Source organism: Psychroflexus gondwanensis ACAM 44 (assembly GCF_000355905.1).
Taxonomy (GTDB): Bacteria; Bacteroidota; Bacteroidia; order Flavobacteriales; family Flavobacteriaceae; genus Psychroflexus; species Psychroflexus gondwanensis.
The window spans coordinates 1-15,592 of the sequence record NZ_APLF01000014.1; the positions used below are offsets into that span (position 1 = coordinate 1).

The following is a 15,592-nucleotide window of genomic DNA, read 5'->3' on the forward strand; positions in this document are numbered from 1 at the left end:
AACTCTTAAAATAAAAAAAAGCCTCACATTTCTGTGAAGCTTTTCTTAGTAGCGGGGACTGGACTCGAACCAGTGACCTTCGGGTTATGAGCCCGACGAGCTACCTGCTGCTCTACCCCGCGATATATGTTTGAAAATAATTTTTCTCTGTATCGGACTGCAAATATAAAACAAATAATAAGTCCAACAAAATAAAATATGAAATATTATTGCTCTATATCTTCCGCTCTAAACTCTTGAAGTTCTTCCGCTTCAAAGCGGGTCGTAACCTCGATAGGATTACAACAAACTTCACAATCTTCTACGTAAGTTTGTTGACGTACAGACGGGTCTAAAAGCATGCTTATGTCTTCCCAGCAATAAGGACATTGAAAGTGATGTTCGAACATTAAAACTCTATATTTAAAAGTTGACCTGTGAGTTGTAAAAGCTCAAGCTCAGCTAACTTTGCATCATACTTAGCCAAATTTGAACTGGTCTGGGCATTTAGCAAATTCACCTGAGACTGACGTAACTCCACAGAGGTAATCTGCCCTAGTTTATATTGTTCACTAGAGCGCTCAAAATTATTCTTGGCTGTTGATATATTTTTCTTTTGTAAATCTAAAACATTAAGTCGGTTTTGGTAGTTTCCCCTTGCATTATAAATATCTCGGGTGACCTCTTTCTTTATCTGCTCTTTAACGAGTTGCTGATTGTCGTACTGTATTTTGGCGTTTTTGGTAGTGGTAATCCCTCGGCCTCCATCAAATAGATCCCAGCTAAGACTTACCCCTCCAGAAACACCAGTGGTGGTACTCGATGTGGCAAAGCTCGTCACTGGAAAGTTACCCTCATTCCAACCATATGAGCCTGTCAACCCAATTGAAGGTAAAAATACAGCCTTACTGGCTTTATAGTCGTAATCACTAATTGTTATATTCTTTTCTGCCTGCAGTAGGTTTACGTTATTAGCATCTGCACTATTGACATAATTCTCCAATTGAATTTGGTTGGTGAAGTCGACCAAGGTATCCACATCAAAATTTCGATCCAAATCGGTATTAATAACCACATTCAAATCACGCTTTGCATTTTCTAATAACTGCCGTGTATTTAATAAATTGATGCTATCATTCACAATATCAACCTCAGCATTGAGTACTTCTAGCTTATTGACTTGACCGTATTCAAAGCTGTATTCAGCGCGCTTTAAGCGCTGTTGAGTATTGCCATAGGTCTGTTTCAATACCTGCTCGTTTTCAGTAAGTCGAGCAACTTCGTAATAAACGGTAAAAAGCTGGAGAAGGGTAAGTTCTATGGTTTCACGTGCTTGTAAAGAAGACAAATTGTATTCCTCCTTGAGGCTTTTATAATTCCAAAACCGTCCTAATCCATCAAATAAGACATAGTTGAAATTAACAGAGGCATTGTAACGTGTGGTTTCAGCACCTGTAATGGAATTGCTCTCTCCATCTCTAAAGGTCACATCTTGATCGTCTTTTGTATAGTTGGCTCCTGCATTTCCAGTAAGGGAAGGAAGATATCCCGAATTGAGGATATCCTGATTATTATCTGCTATGTCCAACTGATTTTCCGCCAATTGAATGCCGAAATTATTGTCCAACATTTGAGTAATAGCTTCTTGCTTGGTCAACACCTCCTGCGCGCTGGAAGGACTGTATATCCCAAACATTATAAAAAACGCAAGTAGGCTCTTATAAAATACTCTCATACTACTTATTTGTCTTGATATTGAAGTTGGTTCTCCTCTTGTTCTGCTTTGTTTTTGGCCTCATCGATTTCCTCTTGGCGCTGGATTTCTTCTTTTTGCTCTTTTATAGCCCGTTCAACCGACTCTTTATTAACATGCTCGCCGGTCAACAACCACTTGTATTTTGTCTTTGCTGAATTGGTTATTGAAAGCAATAGTGGCAAAAATAATAAGGTGAGGAAAGTCGCAATAAAAATACCGTAGGCTATGGATATAGCCATTGGTTTTAAAAACTGAGCCTGTCTACTGCGTTCTAAAAGCAATGGAGCAATTCCTGCAATCGTTGTGAGTGATGTTAAAAATATAGCTCTAAACCTAGACTTACCCGCCTCGATCAGTGCATTATCAAAAGACATTCCTTTCCGAAGATAGGCATTGAATTTCCCTATAAGAACCAGCCCATCGTTCACCATAATACCCACCAGAGCAATAATTCCTAAAAGCGATAATATATTGACTGGGAATCCGTGCAAATAATGCCCCCAGGCTACCCCAATAATACTAAACGGGATAAGCAGCATTAGAAGCAGGGGCTGACTGTAACTTCTAAAGGTAAAGGCAATTACTGCGTAGATGAGAAAGAGAACCACAGGCATCACTTTCTTGGCCGAATCCGTCAACTTATCTGCCTCTCGGTTTTGACCTTCGTAGGAGACAGAAACACTAGGGTATTTTGATAAAATACTTGGTAAAATATTATCAGATATATTGGCAATAGCATCTGTAGCACTAGCGTTGGGATCTTCCATATCGGCTTCTACGCGTATCTCTCGCAATCCATCCAAATGACTTATCGATTCTGTTCCCCTTTGGATCGTATAGCTGGCGATTTCACCAAAAGGAACACGATCGCCAGTAGGCGTAACAATTCGCATATCGTCCAAATCATTTATAGACTCCCTATTTTCACGATCGTATCTTACCCAAACTTTAATTTCATCCTGACCTCTTTGAAAGCGCTGGGCCTGTAGCCCAAAAAAGCCAGCTCTTACTTGACTCATCACTTCACCTAAACTCAATTCGAGGGCGTAAGCTTGATCCTTAAGATTTATTGATATCTCTTTGATCCCCGAAGGATCGGTGTCGGTCACATCTTTAAGAGTAGAGTTCTCTTCCAAAACTGCTTTCAACTCTTCCTTGGCTTGTTCTAGCTCATTCAAATTATTTCCTAAGAGCGAAACCGATACGGGCTTACCTCCAAAGTTACCTCCAGAGCCAAAGGTGAGACTTTCTACCCCATAGACTTTACCTACCTCTTCCCTGATGGCATTGGTAATCTCTGGAGATCCAAAGTCACGCTCTTCACCTGGCAAAAGGTTAACCCGCAGAGAAGCTTTGTTATTCCCTGGGCCTACTCGCCTAACGATGTTACGCACTACTTGCTTGTTGCCAGATTGCCGAGCCGAAAAATCTTCATTTACTCTCATCGCTGCATCTTCAACCATCGAGATGATACTGTCTGTTTTCTTTGGGTTTGTCCCCTCGGGCATCAACAGATTTATACTTACGCGATCACTAGCAATACTGGGAAATAAGGTCACTTTTACAACACCTCCCATAATAGAACCGATGGTCAAAATGAGCATTGCTGTTATAATAGAAAAGCTGATGAATCGGTTTTTGACTGTAAACCTCACCACTGGCTCATAGAACTTATCTCTCAAAAAGACCATCACTCGGTCACCATAAACGTTCAGCCCTCTCAACTTTTTGAAAAAACGATCAAGACCACTTTTTTTACTTGTATCAGCTTCATTATCTCTCACCAAAGCTTTGGAGTGGGCAATGTGAGCCGGCAAAATGATTAAGGCTTCAATTAATGAGACCAACAAGGTTAAAATAACCACTGTACTCACTTCAGCAAAAAACTTACCGATACGGCTATCCAAAAATAAAAAGGTAGAAAAGGCCAATACGGTGGTAATAATCGCTGAGATAATCGGAGGAAGGACCTCCATAGTTCCATCGATGGCCGCCTGGACAGGCTTTTTGCCCATTTCGTAGTGCTGGTAGATGTTTTCAGAAATTACAATTCCATCATCGACTAAGATTCCGATCACTATAATCATTCCGAAAAGAGACAAGACGTTGATAGTCACTCCAAAGGCACTAGCAAAAATAAACATCCCCAAAAACGAAATCGGTAAGCCAAAGGCTACCCAAAAAGCCAAACGTGTATTGAGGAAAAAGGATAAAAACACCAAAACTAGAAGTATACCCACGGCTCCATTTTCAATCAACAAATCGGTACGCTGACTTAAGGTGATGCTCCGGTCGTCTTCCACAATAATTTCAATGGTATCGTTTTTCTCGTTAAACTCCTTGACGTACTGCCTCACTTTTTCTGCAGCAGCCATCAAATCCTCGTTGTTGGTCGTAGAAATATTGACACTTACCGCTACCCTACCATTGATATAGGAAGCATTGGGAGTTTCCGAAAATCGATCACGGATGGTTGCCACATCCCTTAGGGTAACTTGAGTCCCATCCGGTTGAGATTTCACCACCAAATTATTTAATTCTTTGCCATAATAAGACCGATTATCGGCCCGAATAAGAAAGTCCTCCGCTTCTGTTTTTATACTTCCGCCAGTGGTTAAAATATTAGCTCTAGATACGGCTTCAGCAACTTCTGCGAAGGTGAGGTTATAGGCCAATAAATTATTTTCATCTACAGCGATTTCAATTTCTTCTTCGGGATACCCGTCGATTTCAATTTGCGAGAGTCCGTCCATGGCTCGAAGATCGTATTCCATTTGCCTCGCAATCTGCTTCAGAGTGGCAAGATCTACATCTTCACCACTTACAAAATAATCGAAGGTTTCACGGATATTTTCTTGTTTCGCCACCACCAAAGGTTCCATACCCGTGGGGAAATTGGGAACACGATCTACTGCATTTTTAACCTCGGTCAACATGACATCAATATCCTCGTCGGTGTCGATTTCAACCGTGATGCTTCCTCCGTTTTCACGGGAAGTTGAAGTCACCCGTTCCACACCAACCAGTCCTTTCAAGTTATCCTCTATCTTGAGAACAATACCCTCCTCAATCTCTTCTGGGGCAGCTCCGGGATAGGTCACGTTTATGTTGATGATTTCCGACTCAATCAAAGGAAAATACGACGACTGTAAGCTAAACATCCCCACAAAACCAAAAATCACGAAAGCTAAAATCATGACATTCACTGCCACATGATACTTTATAAAATAAGATATTATTTTTCTCATTGGTTTACGGCTTCTAGAGCTGAATTAGAGTCGCTCTTTTTCTCCCTTTTGCTTAGACCATCATTAACAACTTTTACCAGCATGCCCTTATAAGCCCCTGAAATTTGCTTTGCTAAAATGACTTCACCGTCAGGAATTCCTTTTACCACCACCTGTTTGTCTGAAAAATAGATGGGTTGCACCTTAATACTGCTCAAAATCGTATCCTTTACTACAAACATCTCATTGTTATCGTTCACTAAACTGCGGTCTAAAGCGATGGCGTTCTCTACTTTTTTGGCTTCAATATTAGCCATTAAGTACATGCCTTCTTTTAAAGAAGCGTCTCTAACTTCTATAAATACGCTAACAGTTTGAGTCGCCTGATCTATACTCGCATTAATTCGACTCACTGTACCCGTATAACTTTGTGTTTTCTTATTATTGGTTAATAAAACGGACTCCCCTTCCTGTAAGAGATCGGCATACTCTTTAGCAATTGCGACTTGAAGTTCGTAGACGTCAGGATCGATAAATTCACCTAACTTTTGCCCGCTTCGTATAAGGGTCCCTTCAGTCACTAGAGCCTCAATCAAAACGCCATCAAAGGGTGCCGTAATTCGGTATTTCACTAGACGTTCTTCTAGATTTTTAACATCATAATATACTGTATTGATGCCTCTACCATTGATGAAGAATCGCTCTTTGTCCGTTTCAGACTTAGGAAGTGGTGGCACTGCTTTATCAATGTTGAAGCCGTTGAGATAGTTCTGCCACTTGGGATAAACCTCAGGATAGTCCAGTCGCAAATCTGGCATGATGGCTGTGATTTGATTGTACAAATCGCTTTTGGCAGATTGGACAGAAGCTCGGTATTCCAATGCATCTATTTTAATCAAAGCTTGACCTTTTTTATATACCTGTCCTGCTCTGAAGGGCTTTGCACTAAATTCAAAAACTCCTTGCACCTCGGCATAAAGCTCTACTCTGTGTTTTGCTATAAGATTCCCATTGGCGGGAATGAGGATTGGAACCGTAGAATTTTTAACGGTATCTACGAATACAGTTTTGACAGTTTTTCGGATTTTTGTTTCTGGAGGTTCTTTACTATCGATGATAAACTTGGCTCCAAAAATGGCTCCAACCAATAAAACAACCCCAAGGACAAATAATATAATTTTTCTCATAGTACGTTTTAGACAATATAGAAGGATGAAGGTTGAACCCTAGTTTTAAATTTTATGAAAACTTAAAGACTTTCTATTTCAACCTGAAGGTCTTCCCAAGATTTCATCAAAGTTTCCAACTGCTTTTTCTTGGCATTGTAGGTATCAAAAAAGTTCGGTTGCTTTATGATCTCTTCATATTTCAATGCAAGATCTTGGTCACTTTTCTTGATTTCTTTTTCCAGCTTGGAGATTTTAGACTCTACTCCACTTAGTTTATTCTGAAGAGATTTTTGCTTCTTCTGAAATTCGTAGTCGTTTTTATTTGAAGTTGCTGTTTTATCTTGCTTTTTTTGTTTATCCTTTTTTTCAACTTCACGCATGGACTCTAGCTCACGATATTTCAAATAATCGTTTATATCTCCTAGAAATTCTTTTACTTGGTGGTTTCTGAATTCGTAAATAGAATCTGCTAAACCTTGAAGAAAGTCCCTATCGTGTGATACTAAAATCAAGGTACCATCGAAGTTATTTAGCGCTGCCTTCAAAACATTTTTAGATTGAATATCTAAATGGTTGGTAGGCTCATCCATAATCAAAACATTGAAGGGAGTTAAAGACATTTTGGCCAGAGCCAAACGGTTTCTCTCTCCTCCAGAAAGGACTTTAACGAATTTCCCTACGTCATCTCCCCTAAATAAGAATGACCCTAAAATATCTCTTACACGGCTTCTGTTGCTTTCATTGGCAGCATCAAGCATCGTGTCCAAAACAGTTTTATTGCCGTCTAGATATTCTGCTTGGTTTTGGGCAAAGTATCCAATCTGGACATTATGGCCTAGCTTTATACTTCCGCCGTGCTCTAGTTCTCCTACTATAATTTTAGCTAAAGTGGATTTCCCCTGACCATTCTGACCTACAAATGCGATTTTAGAATTCCGCTCTATAAGAAAGTCTACATCTTTAAAAACCGTATCCTTCCCGAAAGCTTTAGAAAGGTCTTCCGCTTCAATCACGACTTTTCCAGGGCTTTTAGAAGTGGTAAATTTCACATTCATAACTTGGTTATCCTCTTCATCTACTTCGATGACTTCCGTTTTTTCAAGCTTTTTAATGAGGGATTGAGCCATAGAGGCCTTATTGGCTTTGGCTCTAAACTTACTAATCAGTTTTTCGGTTTGTTCAATCTCCTTTTGCTGATTCTTCTGAGCAGCCAATTGCTGCTCTCTCAATTCTTCTCTTAAAACTTTGAACTTGGAGTAAGGTTTGTTATAATCGTAAATTTGACCCAGAGACAATTCTATCGTTCTATTGGTCACATTATCTAGGAACATCTTATCGTGAGACACGATAACAACACAACCAGCAAAGTTTTGTAAAAAACTTTCCAACCAGAGAATACTTTCTATATCCAAGTGATTGGTAGGCTCATCGAGTAAAAGTATGTCGTTGCTTTGTAAAAGTAGTTTAGCAAGCTCTATACGCATCCTCCAACCTCCAGAGAAGGTATCCGTTTGCTTTTCGAAATCTTCTGTTGTAAACCCAAGACCCTTAAGAACTTTCTCTGTATCCCCTTGGTAATTATAACCCCCCAAAATCTCATATTGATGCTGATAATCATTAAGATCAATCATCAACTGATTATAAGAATCGCTTTCGTAATCTGTTCTTTCTACTAATTGCTGATTGATATGATCTAATTTAGATTCTATCGTTTTGATAGCTTCAAAGGCCTGATAAGTTTCCTCCAAAACGGTTCTTCCCTCCTCAAAATCGATATCTTGCTTCAAAAAACCGATACTAATCTCTTTATCTTTTGCAATTTGACCTGTATCTAAGGTCATTTCACCGGAGATAATCTTAAGCATTGTTGATTTTCCAGCCCCGTTTTTACCAATGAGACCCACCCTGTTTCCTGCGCTTAGCTTGAAACTGATCTCCTTAAAAAGATACTCTCCACCAAATGAAACGGAAAGATTATGAATGTGTAGCATATGTTACCTAAAATTTCTGCAAATATTGGTATTTTTGCCTAACAAAGCTAAACTTTATTCAAAATGCTCAAAGGTTCAAAATTATACAGTGTATTTACAGGCAAATGTCCAGTTTGCCATGAAGGCAAAATGTATAAAGAACCCAACCCTTTCAAGCTGAATAAAATTTACGACATGTATAAGAGATGCTCTGTATGCAATACTAAATACAAAATAGAGCCTTCCTTTTTTTATGGGGCTATGTATGTTAGCTATGGCTTAGGAGTTGCATTTTCAGTTGCTGCCTTTATTACTTCCTACTTTATTTTGGGTTTCAAAGTTATCCCCTCTTTCATCTCCATTATTGTAATCTTAGTCCTTATGATGCCCATTAACATGAGGCTAGCCAGAAACATCTGGATCAATTTATTCTTGTCTTACGATAAAGATGCTAAGAATAAAACTTCAAAAACCGTGTAATGTTAGTTTCCCGATCAATAGGTTTGCCGTCAAAGATATATTCTGTTAATTCTCGTGACAAAGTTGGTGCACACATCACCCCCCTACTTCCAAATCCATTAAGAATATAAAGATGTTGATGCTCTGGATGCTCACCTAAGACAGGTTTACGGTCTCTTACAGTTGGACGTACTCCAGCAATCTGATCTACAATTTTAAAATCACATTGAATGAGCTCAGATAGTTTTTCCACAAGGTCTTTTCTACCCCCTGAGGTTGGGATGTCGTTTAACTCATATCTAGAATAAGTCGCTCCGTACTTATAAAGATCATTTCCAAGGGGAATGATAAAATAACGCGATTTCAAGATACTTGAATTGGCCTTTAAACCTTTCGACTCAAATATCAAATACTCCCCTTTGTTTCCATACAGGGGAAGCCAATTAAAGAATGGGTTGAAATGCACCCCATAACCTTCACAAAAGATAACCTTGCGATAGGTGTTCTCATGGTAACTCACATGGTCCTCACCGACCTTGAGATCGGTGTACGAAAAGGATTCACTTTTAAATTGATGATGTCTAATGAATTTATTTTTTTGAATAGCTAACAATCCTTTCAAATGTAGAAGATGAGATTGAAGGACTTGACCGCGTTTGAATGAAGACGATACTGAAGCCGACACCTTTTGAATTGCAGGATCCATAAATGGCTCAAGAGCAGACTGGTCTGAAGCTACCGTCCAGTTGTTTTGATCTTCAATAGAAGAAAACAATTTATAAACAGGAATAGCTTCAAAAAATGATTCAGAATAGTCTTTATTGAATTGAGTGTAGAAATCAATGGCTTCAGGCATAAATTTAGCTGCATTCCAGACTAAATTATAACGTTTTAAAGCTACAGGGTTGAGAACTCCCCCAGCTACTTTTGAGGACTGCTGACTTTCATCTGATATAATATCAAAAGTTTTAGAAGATTCTTCTAATCGTCTGGCTACGCATAGACCAGAAATACCAAAACCGACAATCAAAACATCTTTCATAAAAAAACCCTTACAGTTGCAAGGGCTAATTTAATGGTTTTAAAAGGAATCGGGATTAGTAATTCCACATATCCAATTCAAAATTTCTGATTTCTTCTTTTATTCTATTGGACTCCAAAAGTTGAAGTAAAGCATTATCTTGAATATAGTCTGCGACTTCTCTGTCTTCGTAAACGTTTTGAGTTTTATAAATCATTGCATCGAAACGTCTAGAGTTAAGAAGGTGATCAAAACTAAAAGGCATAGAACTGTTTTGATTATTTAGGACTTTAGCTTGATGTAGAACATGTCTAGCATCAGAAAACCAGACCCAAAAATAAGGGACAATTTGGGGTTCCCCAGAAAAACTCTGGTTTTGACTATTGATGTCGTAACCTGCCGGAGCGATACCGAGCAGACGGTATCTCATTTCCCCTTGTATTTTATCAAAGTACCACATGCCTTTAATATGATATTCGAGGATATCTCTACTTGTGATCTTATTAGGAATCAAATAAGGCTCCATCTGAACCACTAGTTCTTTAGGGTAAAGCTCAGGAAATTCAGAGAGCTTACCCGTTAAAGATCTGTTGATAAATACCTGAACATTATCTGTTCCAGTAACACCATATTGACCTAAAATTTCACGTGCAACGTCTGGTAGAAAAATTGCCTTGGTTGAACTTAAGATATCTTCGTAAGATTTTTTCTTAGTGAAATAGCTAGTGGAATATACTTCTGTAATTGCAGAGGCAGATGTAGAATCTTTTGAGCCTTCTTCAATAGCATCTAATAGAACTTTGTATAAAGAACTTCTTCCTTTCGAAAAAACATCATCCTGAGTAGGGTATAGCAGTGGGAAATTGATCTTTTGCTTTAGATCAATCTTCTCCCAAACGATTTTAGACCATAAAATATCTCTGTCGCCAATATATCCATATTCCAACGGCTTATCATCATCAGAAATCTTTTGATTTTCTGTGAGAACCCCTACCTGTGAGGGTTTGTTAGCGTTCAGAATGTTGGACGACTGTGCTGAAGCTAAACTCGTGCTCAAAGCAATCACCGAACATAAAAAGATCTTAAAATTTGAATATCTCATCATCTTCATTTTAGTTAGTTAATTGAACTAATATAGCTGGCATGTTTTTAACGTTCACACCAGGAACATCAGCTTTAATATCAAATATTTGAATAATATCACCTGTTCTAGCTAAATCTAAAAGACCTTGTGCCTTTGAATCCATTCTGCTTCCATTCACTACTACCGAAGGTTGTCCTGGGATACTTAGCGTAAATTGCTTAACCACAGGAGTAATATCGAAATCGAAATTTTCAAATGTAGCACCGATAGGTGAAACCTTTAAAGCATTTTTAGGCATCTGTACCGCCGCACCCTCTTGGATCTGACCTCTTACTGTAGGCGTAGGTCTAGGTAAACTTTTAATCCTGAAAATCGTTGTCGAAGTAATCTTTTCACCCTCGATTTCACCAGTCACATTAATTTTTAATTCAGTTCCTGTGGTTGGCCTAACAGTGTATTGAGACCCTTTTATACGTCTCAAACCATCAGCAGATGCATTAACTTTATTCTCTGGGACTCCTGGCATAGAAACGGTAATTGGGTTTTCAATACCTCTATAGACCACATTCATTTTATCAGCTGAAACAATTGCTTGGTTAGGCTTAGGAATCACTGAAAATGATTTATTAACTGGCACTTCAATGTCTTTACCATTTTGTTTAAAAATAAGCAAACCTTCAATTTTATGATCACCAGCACTTCCTGCATTCACATTAAGCTTAACCTGACCACCCTCGAGCGTGAAATCTTTGCCCTTAACTAGAGGTCTTCCATCTAAAGTCAATTTAACTTCATTTGGAACAGTTGAATTATCGGTACGACCTAAGACAATAGATCCATCAAATGTATTACCCTGGTAATAAGCGCTTCTACTTTGTTCTAATAAGGTTGAATAATTATCCATGGATGCAATCTGGGTTAATTGACCAGAAAGCATAGAGGATAAAATTTCATTTTCAAGAACCTTTAAGCCATTTTGAAGGGCGGTAACTTTAGTAATTGATGAAATTAAAGGATACCCAACAAAGTGATGTCTTACATAATTGACTTCCGCACCCTTAACCCCAGAATCTGGAGAAACAGGATCTCCACTAAATTTTTCGTTAATAGTGGATAAAAAGACATCGTACTTTGCGTTATCCCCTAAAGCTTGATTCATCTTGTCTTTATAAGATCTCATCTTAGCTAAGAATTCTTCACCAGCTGATGTAAGTTTTTCACCACTTACGAATAATTCATCTGTATAAGCTGTTTTATCCATGGTTTCATAGTCTTTTGGATCTTCGACAGACTCATACATTCCTTCTTTAAGACCAGCAAAATAAGTAAATAATTCTGAGGTTGCCGCAGAAACTTCTTCCGCTTTTTTCTTTACTTCAGCAAATTGCTCTGGAGACTCAGATGCTTTCACAGCAAGACCCGCTAGTGCTGCATCATTTTTCTCTTCGAAATTAGTATTGGTATTTTCCAAAGATTCATTTATTGTTCCAAATGCAGATAATACTTCTTTAGACATGTTCAGAGCCAACATTGCAATGAAGACTAAATACATCATGTTAATCATCTTCTGTCTTGGGGTTTCCTTTCCTCCAGCCATAATAGTAAATTTATATAATTAAAATTAAGCTTTAGGTCTCATAGCAGTTAACATTCCGCCATAAACACCATTAAGAGAATTTAAGTTAGCAGTTAAGGATTCCATTTGATCTTTAAGACGACCAGCATTATCGGTTACCGCTTCGTTAATTTCAGCTTGACGTGTAGCGGATTCCACTTGAACCTTGTATAAGTTATTTAATGATTCCATTTGTTGAGCAGCCATTGAAATTTGGTCACCATATTTCTTTTGTGAATTCATTGCCTCTGTTGTTGGAGCAATGTTTTTTGCAGCACCCTCAAAGTTTTTAATACTTTCTCCAAGGCTCTCCATAAGTTTAGAATCGATCTTCGCTTCCTTTAGCATATCATCCAATTTCTGTGATAAAAGTCCACTCTCCTCCTTAAACTCTTGCTTTTGATCTTTAGATGACGCATCAGCTCCAGTTAATTCTGGGTAAACTTTAGACCAGTCCAGATCTTTGTCTACTGGCTCAAATGCCGATATTGTAAATATTACAGCCTCAGTAATAAGTCCTATAGTCAACATTAAGCCACCTGTTATAGGTCCAATAGAGATGTGCTGAATTTTAAATAGTGCCCCAATAATTACAATAGCCGCTCCAAGGCCATACACCATACTCATTATTTTCTTTCTGCTGTTTGATTTTGCCATAATAATAAATTATTTGATTGTTTAATTTTGGTTTGTTTAGTCTAAATCAAGTGAATTCCCTAAGAAATCTTGTACAGTTCTAAAACCGACGTAACTTCTTGCAGAATCTGAATATTCGTAATCTCTTGTGCTTACTTGCAGATAATAACTTACATCTTTCCAGGACCCACCACGAACGACTTTACGTTTGTTCTCGGAGTTATTTACATTAGGATTCATAGAAGACATGTATTCATAAGAAGCTGGATCGTAAGAAGTATTGACCCACTCCGCAACATTTCCAGACATATTATATAAGCCATAATCATTAGGTTCGTAAGCGTCAGATTCAACCGTGTACAGAGCCTCATCGGCTGCATAATCCCCCCTAAAGGGCTTGAAGTTGGCCAAAAAACAAGCTCTATCGTCTTTGGCATAAGGACCACCCCATGGATAGGTTCCTCCTTCTATACCACCTCTAGCAGCATATTCCCATTCTGCTTCTGAAGGCAATCTAAAGAAGTTGACATTAGCTTCATTTTTTTGTTTTCTGAAATCGTTTAGATATTTGGTTCTCCAATTGGCAAAAGCCTTTGCTTGCCCCCAAGTCACTCCTACAACTGGATAATTGTCGTAAGCGGTATGAGAGAAATAATCATTGTGCATCGGTTCATTATAAGAATAGTTAAAGTCTTTGATCCATACCGTAGTATCTGGATAAACCATCACTTCTTCTTCTGTAATGAAATTTGTTCGCGCACCTTTAGCTCTTGCCGCTGCATCGAGATTTATCGTTTTATAATTATACTTAAATTTAGTGACATCAAGCATTCTTTGCCCATTGTATGATTGATCGTTAGAGAGATAGAACTCATCCATAACATACACATAGTCTTCATCTGGATATTGAGATGGCTTCCAAATAATTTTGGGATTCCAATTTAAAGCTTGGTCTAACGGATCGTAGTATCTCGAAAATTCTTGATAAGGACTTAAGTTTTCTTCATCATCACCAGCAGTTGCATTTTTAAAAGCAAAGGATTGGATCGACATATTATTTCTACCACCCCCATCTTCACCTACGTCTCCAGCTACCTCCGCTGCCTCAGCAAGTTTTTGCCTTACAACAGAATCTCTGACGTGAAAAACAAATTGCCTATACTCAGAATTTGTGATTTCGGTTTCATCCATATAAAAAGAAGGAACGGTAACCGTTTTGGGCGGAGCATTCTTGACACTTGCCAAATCATCGTCAGATTTTCCCATAATAAAGGAACCTCCTTTGACTAAAACCATCCCAAATGGCTTTTCAGGATACCATTTCTTCCCTTCCACTCCTACGAGCTGGCCCTTGTCGCTTTTTCCACAACTCATAACTAACAACGCCATAAGTGCAAGGCAAAAACCTTTAGAAGATGTAAAATATAGTTTCATAATAAAGTGATTAAATTCAAATCTAGCGTGCAAATAAACAATTTTTTTCTTAACATTAATTAAAATAAATTCAAATTAAATAGTGTTTTTATATTTGGCCCTCAGCCATCTATCCGGGATTATAGATACTGTGGCATCCATATAATCTTGCTTTTCACAAGCTAATAACGAAGGTTTATGTACATTATTATTAATTTCATTTGGTATTTTAATCCACCACCGATTTGAGATCTCACTCTTAAAAAAAACTAAAACCTCATCTTCGATCGGAACGCTGTATTTCATAAAATTCGGGTTCTTTTCAGTAATATGCTCATTCAACCTCAAGCTAAAACCCTCTATAAAATACCATAACATCTGCGATATTAAACTGATAAGGCCCTCAGATTTCTGCATCGACTGCAATTCATAAACACCAAAAGAACTCAATTTATCACTCATACCTGCATATCTAGATAACTTACAAAAATCAAATGTACTGAATCCGTTAATATTTTTATGATTCGAATCAGCAATTTCTGAAGATTTAACACAATAAATATCAATGCTAAATAAATCAGTGTCTCTCAAAATGGGCTCAGCCCTTGTGAAATCTGACTTCAGAGCCCCTAACCTTACCGCATCAAAAAAAAGTTTTTCCATTAAATCAATCTCTTCTTGAGGAGATAAATACGTCTGATACCCAAGATTAGCAAAATTGAACAAGTTATAAGGCTCATCAATAATCATTTTACCCACATAAGATTGTGCATTCATTGGCAACTCTGAATTGCCAAGATCAAATTTATGATCTGCTGTTGCTAAGTTGACCATATACTTAATCCCATCATAGGCTCTATATTGCGAAAACGTCAGGTCTTGGCTCCCTCCTAAAATAATAGGTAAAATAGACTTCCTATAAAGTCTAGAAAGTATATTCTTTACCACATAAGCGGTGTCAGAAACCTCATCACCCCTATTGATATCTCCCAAATCGATAATATCTACTTGCCAATTACCCACATACATCGCATACAAGCTCGACCGTATTTCATCATAAAAAAAATCTGATTTTTCTGGATAGACACTGTTTCTTTCCTCTTTAATGCAAACTATAGCCAATTGAAACTTATCGAGCTGAATATCCTCATCCCCATCAAAAAAACTGACGTAATTTGATAGGGTTTGGTTTGAGAAATCTTTAATTTTATGTTGAAGTTCAGGATGAACAGGCTCTAAAAATTCGAATGCCATTGGCGTGGA

General features: G+C 38.0%; 12 protein-coding genes and 1 tRNA gene. 1 reads left to right on the forward strand and 12 read right to left on the reverse strand.

Annotated features, from left to right (window positions below):
- Positions 1 to 49 precede the first annotated feature (49 nt).
- From PGOND44_RS11915 to PGOND44_RS11940, 6 genes are all read right to left on the reverse strand, one after another.
- Positions 50 to 122, reverse strand: a tRNA-Met gene (locus PGOND44_RS11915).
- A gap of 84 nt (positions 123 to 206) precedes the next feature.
- Positions 207 to 389, reverse strand: a complete 183-nt coding sequence (locus tag PGOND44_RS11920) for a CPXCG motif-containing cysteine-rich protein (protein ID WP_003442576.1) — start codon at positions 387 to 389, stop codon at positions 207 to 209.
- Positions 389 to 1,714 (reverse strand): TolC family protein, encoded by a 1,326-nt coding sequence (locus PGOND44_RS11925; RefSeq protein ID WP_040556126.1) that lies wholly within the window; start codon positions 1,712 to 1,714, stop codon positions 389 to 391. Before PGOND44_RS11925 ends, PGOND44_RS11920 begins: the two co-directional genes overlap by 1 nt.
- 5 nt (positions 1,715 to 1,719) lie before the next feature.
- Entirely contained in the window at positions 1,720 to 4,983 is a 3,264-nt protein-coding gene (locus PGOND44_RS11930; protein ID WP_003442584.1) for an efflux RND transporter permease subunit, read from the reverse strand.
- Positions 4,980 to 6,149, reverse strand: a complete 1,170-nt coding sequence (locus tag PGOND44_RS11935; protein WP_003442585.1) for an efflux RND transporter periplasmic adaptor subunit — start codon at positions 6,147 to 6,149, stop codon at positions 4,980 to 4,982. The genes PGOND44_RS11930 and PGOND44_RS11935 overlap by 4 nt, the downstream gene beginning before the upstream one ends.
- 62 nt (positions 6,150 to 6,211) lie before the next feature.
- Positions 6,212 to 8,122, reverse strand: coding sequence for an ABC-F family ATP-binding cassette domain-containing protein (locus tag PGOND44_RS11940; RefSeq protein ID WP_003442586.1), 1,911 nt, complete (start codon positions 8,120 to 8,122; stop codon positions 6,212 to 6,214).
- Positions 8,123 to 8,185: 63 nt separating this feature from the next.
- Here PGOND44_RS11940 and PGOND44_RS11945 point away from each other — a divergent pair, with 63 nt between their 5' ends.
- The gene (locus PGOND44_RS11945; RefSeq protein ID WP_003442587.1) at positions 8,186 to 8,581 is read left to right on the forward strand and encodes a DUF983 domain-containing protein; all 396 of its coding nucleotides are present in this window, start codon (positions 8,186 to 8,188) and stop codon (positions 8,579 to 8,581) included.
- Here PGOND44_RS11945 and PGOND44_RS11950 read toward each other — a convergent pair.
- From PGOND44_RS11950 to PGOND44_RS11975, 6 genes are all read right to left on the reverse strand, one after another.
- Positions 8,553 to 9,602, reverse strand: a complete 1,050-nt coding sequence (locus PGOND44_RS11950; RefSeq protein WP_003442588.1) for an NAD(P)/FAD-dependent oxidoreductase — start codon at positions 9,600 to 9,602, stop codon at positions 8,553 to 8,555. The two genes, PGOND44_RS11945 and PGOND44_RS11950, sit on opposite strands and share 29 nt — an antisense overlap.
- 55 nt (positions 9,603 to 9,657) lie before the next feature.
- The gene (porN, locus tag PGOND44_RS11955; protein ID WP_003442589.1) at positions 9,658 to 10,683 is read right to left on the reverse strand and encodes a type IX secretion system ring subunit PorN/GldN; all 1,026 of its coding nucleotides are present in this window, start codon (positions 10,681 to 10,683) and stop codon (positions 9,658 to 9,660) included.
- A 10-nt stretch (positions 10,684 to 10,693) separates the two neighbouring features.
- Complete coding sequence (gene porM, locus PGOND44_RS11960; protein WP_003442591.1) at positions 10,694 to 12,262, reverse strand: type IX secretion system motor protein PorM/GldM; 1,569 nt, start codon at positions 12,260 to 12,262, stop codon at positions 10,694 to 10,696.
- Positions 12,263 to 12,286: 24 nt separating this feature from the next.
- Positions 12,287 to 12,937 (reverse strand): type IX secretion system motor protein PorL/GldL, encoded by a 651-nt coding sequence (porL, locus tag PGOND44_RS11965; protein ID WP_003442594.1) that lies wholly within the window; start codon positions 12,935 to 12,937, stop codon positions 12,287 to 12,289.
- Between the two features lie 36 nt (positions 12,938 to 12,973).
- Entirely contained in the window at positions 12,974 to 14,350 is a 1,377-nt protein-coding gene (porK, locus tag PGOND44_RS11970; protein WP_040556128.1) for a T9SS ring complex lipoprotein PorK/GldK, read from the reverse strand.
- Between the two features lie 75 nt (positions 14,351 to 14,425).
- The gene (locus tag PGOND44_RS11975) at positions 14,426 to 15,583 is read right to left on the reverse strand and encodes a formimidoylglutamase (protein ID WP_003442598.1); all 1,158 of its coding nucleotides are present in this window, start codon (positions 15,581 to 15,583) and stop codon (positions 14,426 to 14,428) included.
- Positions 15,584 to 15,592: the final 9 nt, after the last annotated feature.

Coding starts and splice junctions, on each gene's coding strand:
- PGOND44_RS11930 (WP_003442584.1), bottom strand. CDS start 4,983: ATGAGAAAAATAATATCTTATTTTATAAAGTATCATGTGGCAGTGAAT.
- PGOND44_RS11945 (WP_003442587.1), top strand. CDS start 8,186: ATGCTCAAAGGTTCAAAATTATACAGTGTATTTACAGGCAAATGTCCA.
- PGOND44_RS11950 (WP_003442588.1), bottom strand. CDS start 9,602: ATGAAAGATGTTTTGATTGTCGGTTTTGGTATTTCTGGTCTATGCGTA.
- porN (WP_003442589.1), bottom strand. CDS start 10,683: ATGAGATATTCAAATTTTAAGATCTTTTTATGTTCGGTGATTGCTTTG.
- porK (WP_040556128.1), bottom strand. CDS start 14,350: ATGAAACTATATTTTACATCTTCTAAAGGTTTTTGCCTTGCACTTATG.
- PGOND44_RS11940 (WP_003442586.1), bottom strand. CDS start 8,122: ATGCTACACATTCATAATCTTTCCGTTTCATTTGGTGGAGAGTATCTT.
- porM (WP_003442591.1), bottom strand. CDS start 12,262: ATGGCTGGAGGAAAGGAAACCCCAAGACAGAAGATGATTAACATGATG.
- porL (WP_003442594.1), bottom strand. CDS start 12,937: ATGGCAAAATCAAACAGCAGAAAGAAAATAATGAGTATGGTGTATGGC.
- PGOND44_RS11925 (WP_040556126.1), bottom strand. CDS start 1,714: ATGAGAGTATTTTATAAGAGCCTACTTGCGTTTTTTATAATGTTTGGG.
- PGOND44_RS11975 (WP_003442598.1), bottom strand. CDS start 15,583: ATGGCATTCGAATTTTTAGAGCCTGTTCATCCTGAACTTCAACATAAA.
- PGOND44_RS11935 (WP_003442585.1), bottom strand. CDS start 6,149: ATGAGAAAAATTATATTATTTGTCCTTGGGGTTGTTTTATTGGTTGGA.
- PGOND44_RS11920 (WP_003442576.1), bottom strand. CDS start 389: ATGTTCGAACATCACTTTCAATGTCCTTATTGCTGGGAAGACATAAGC.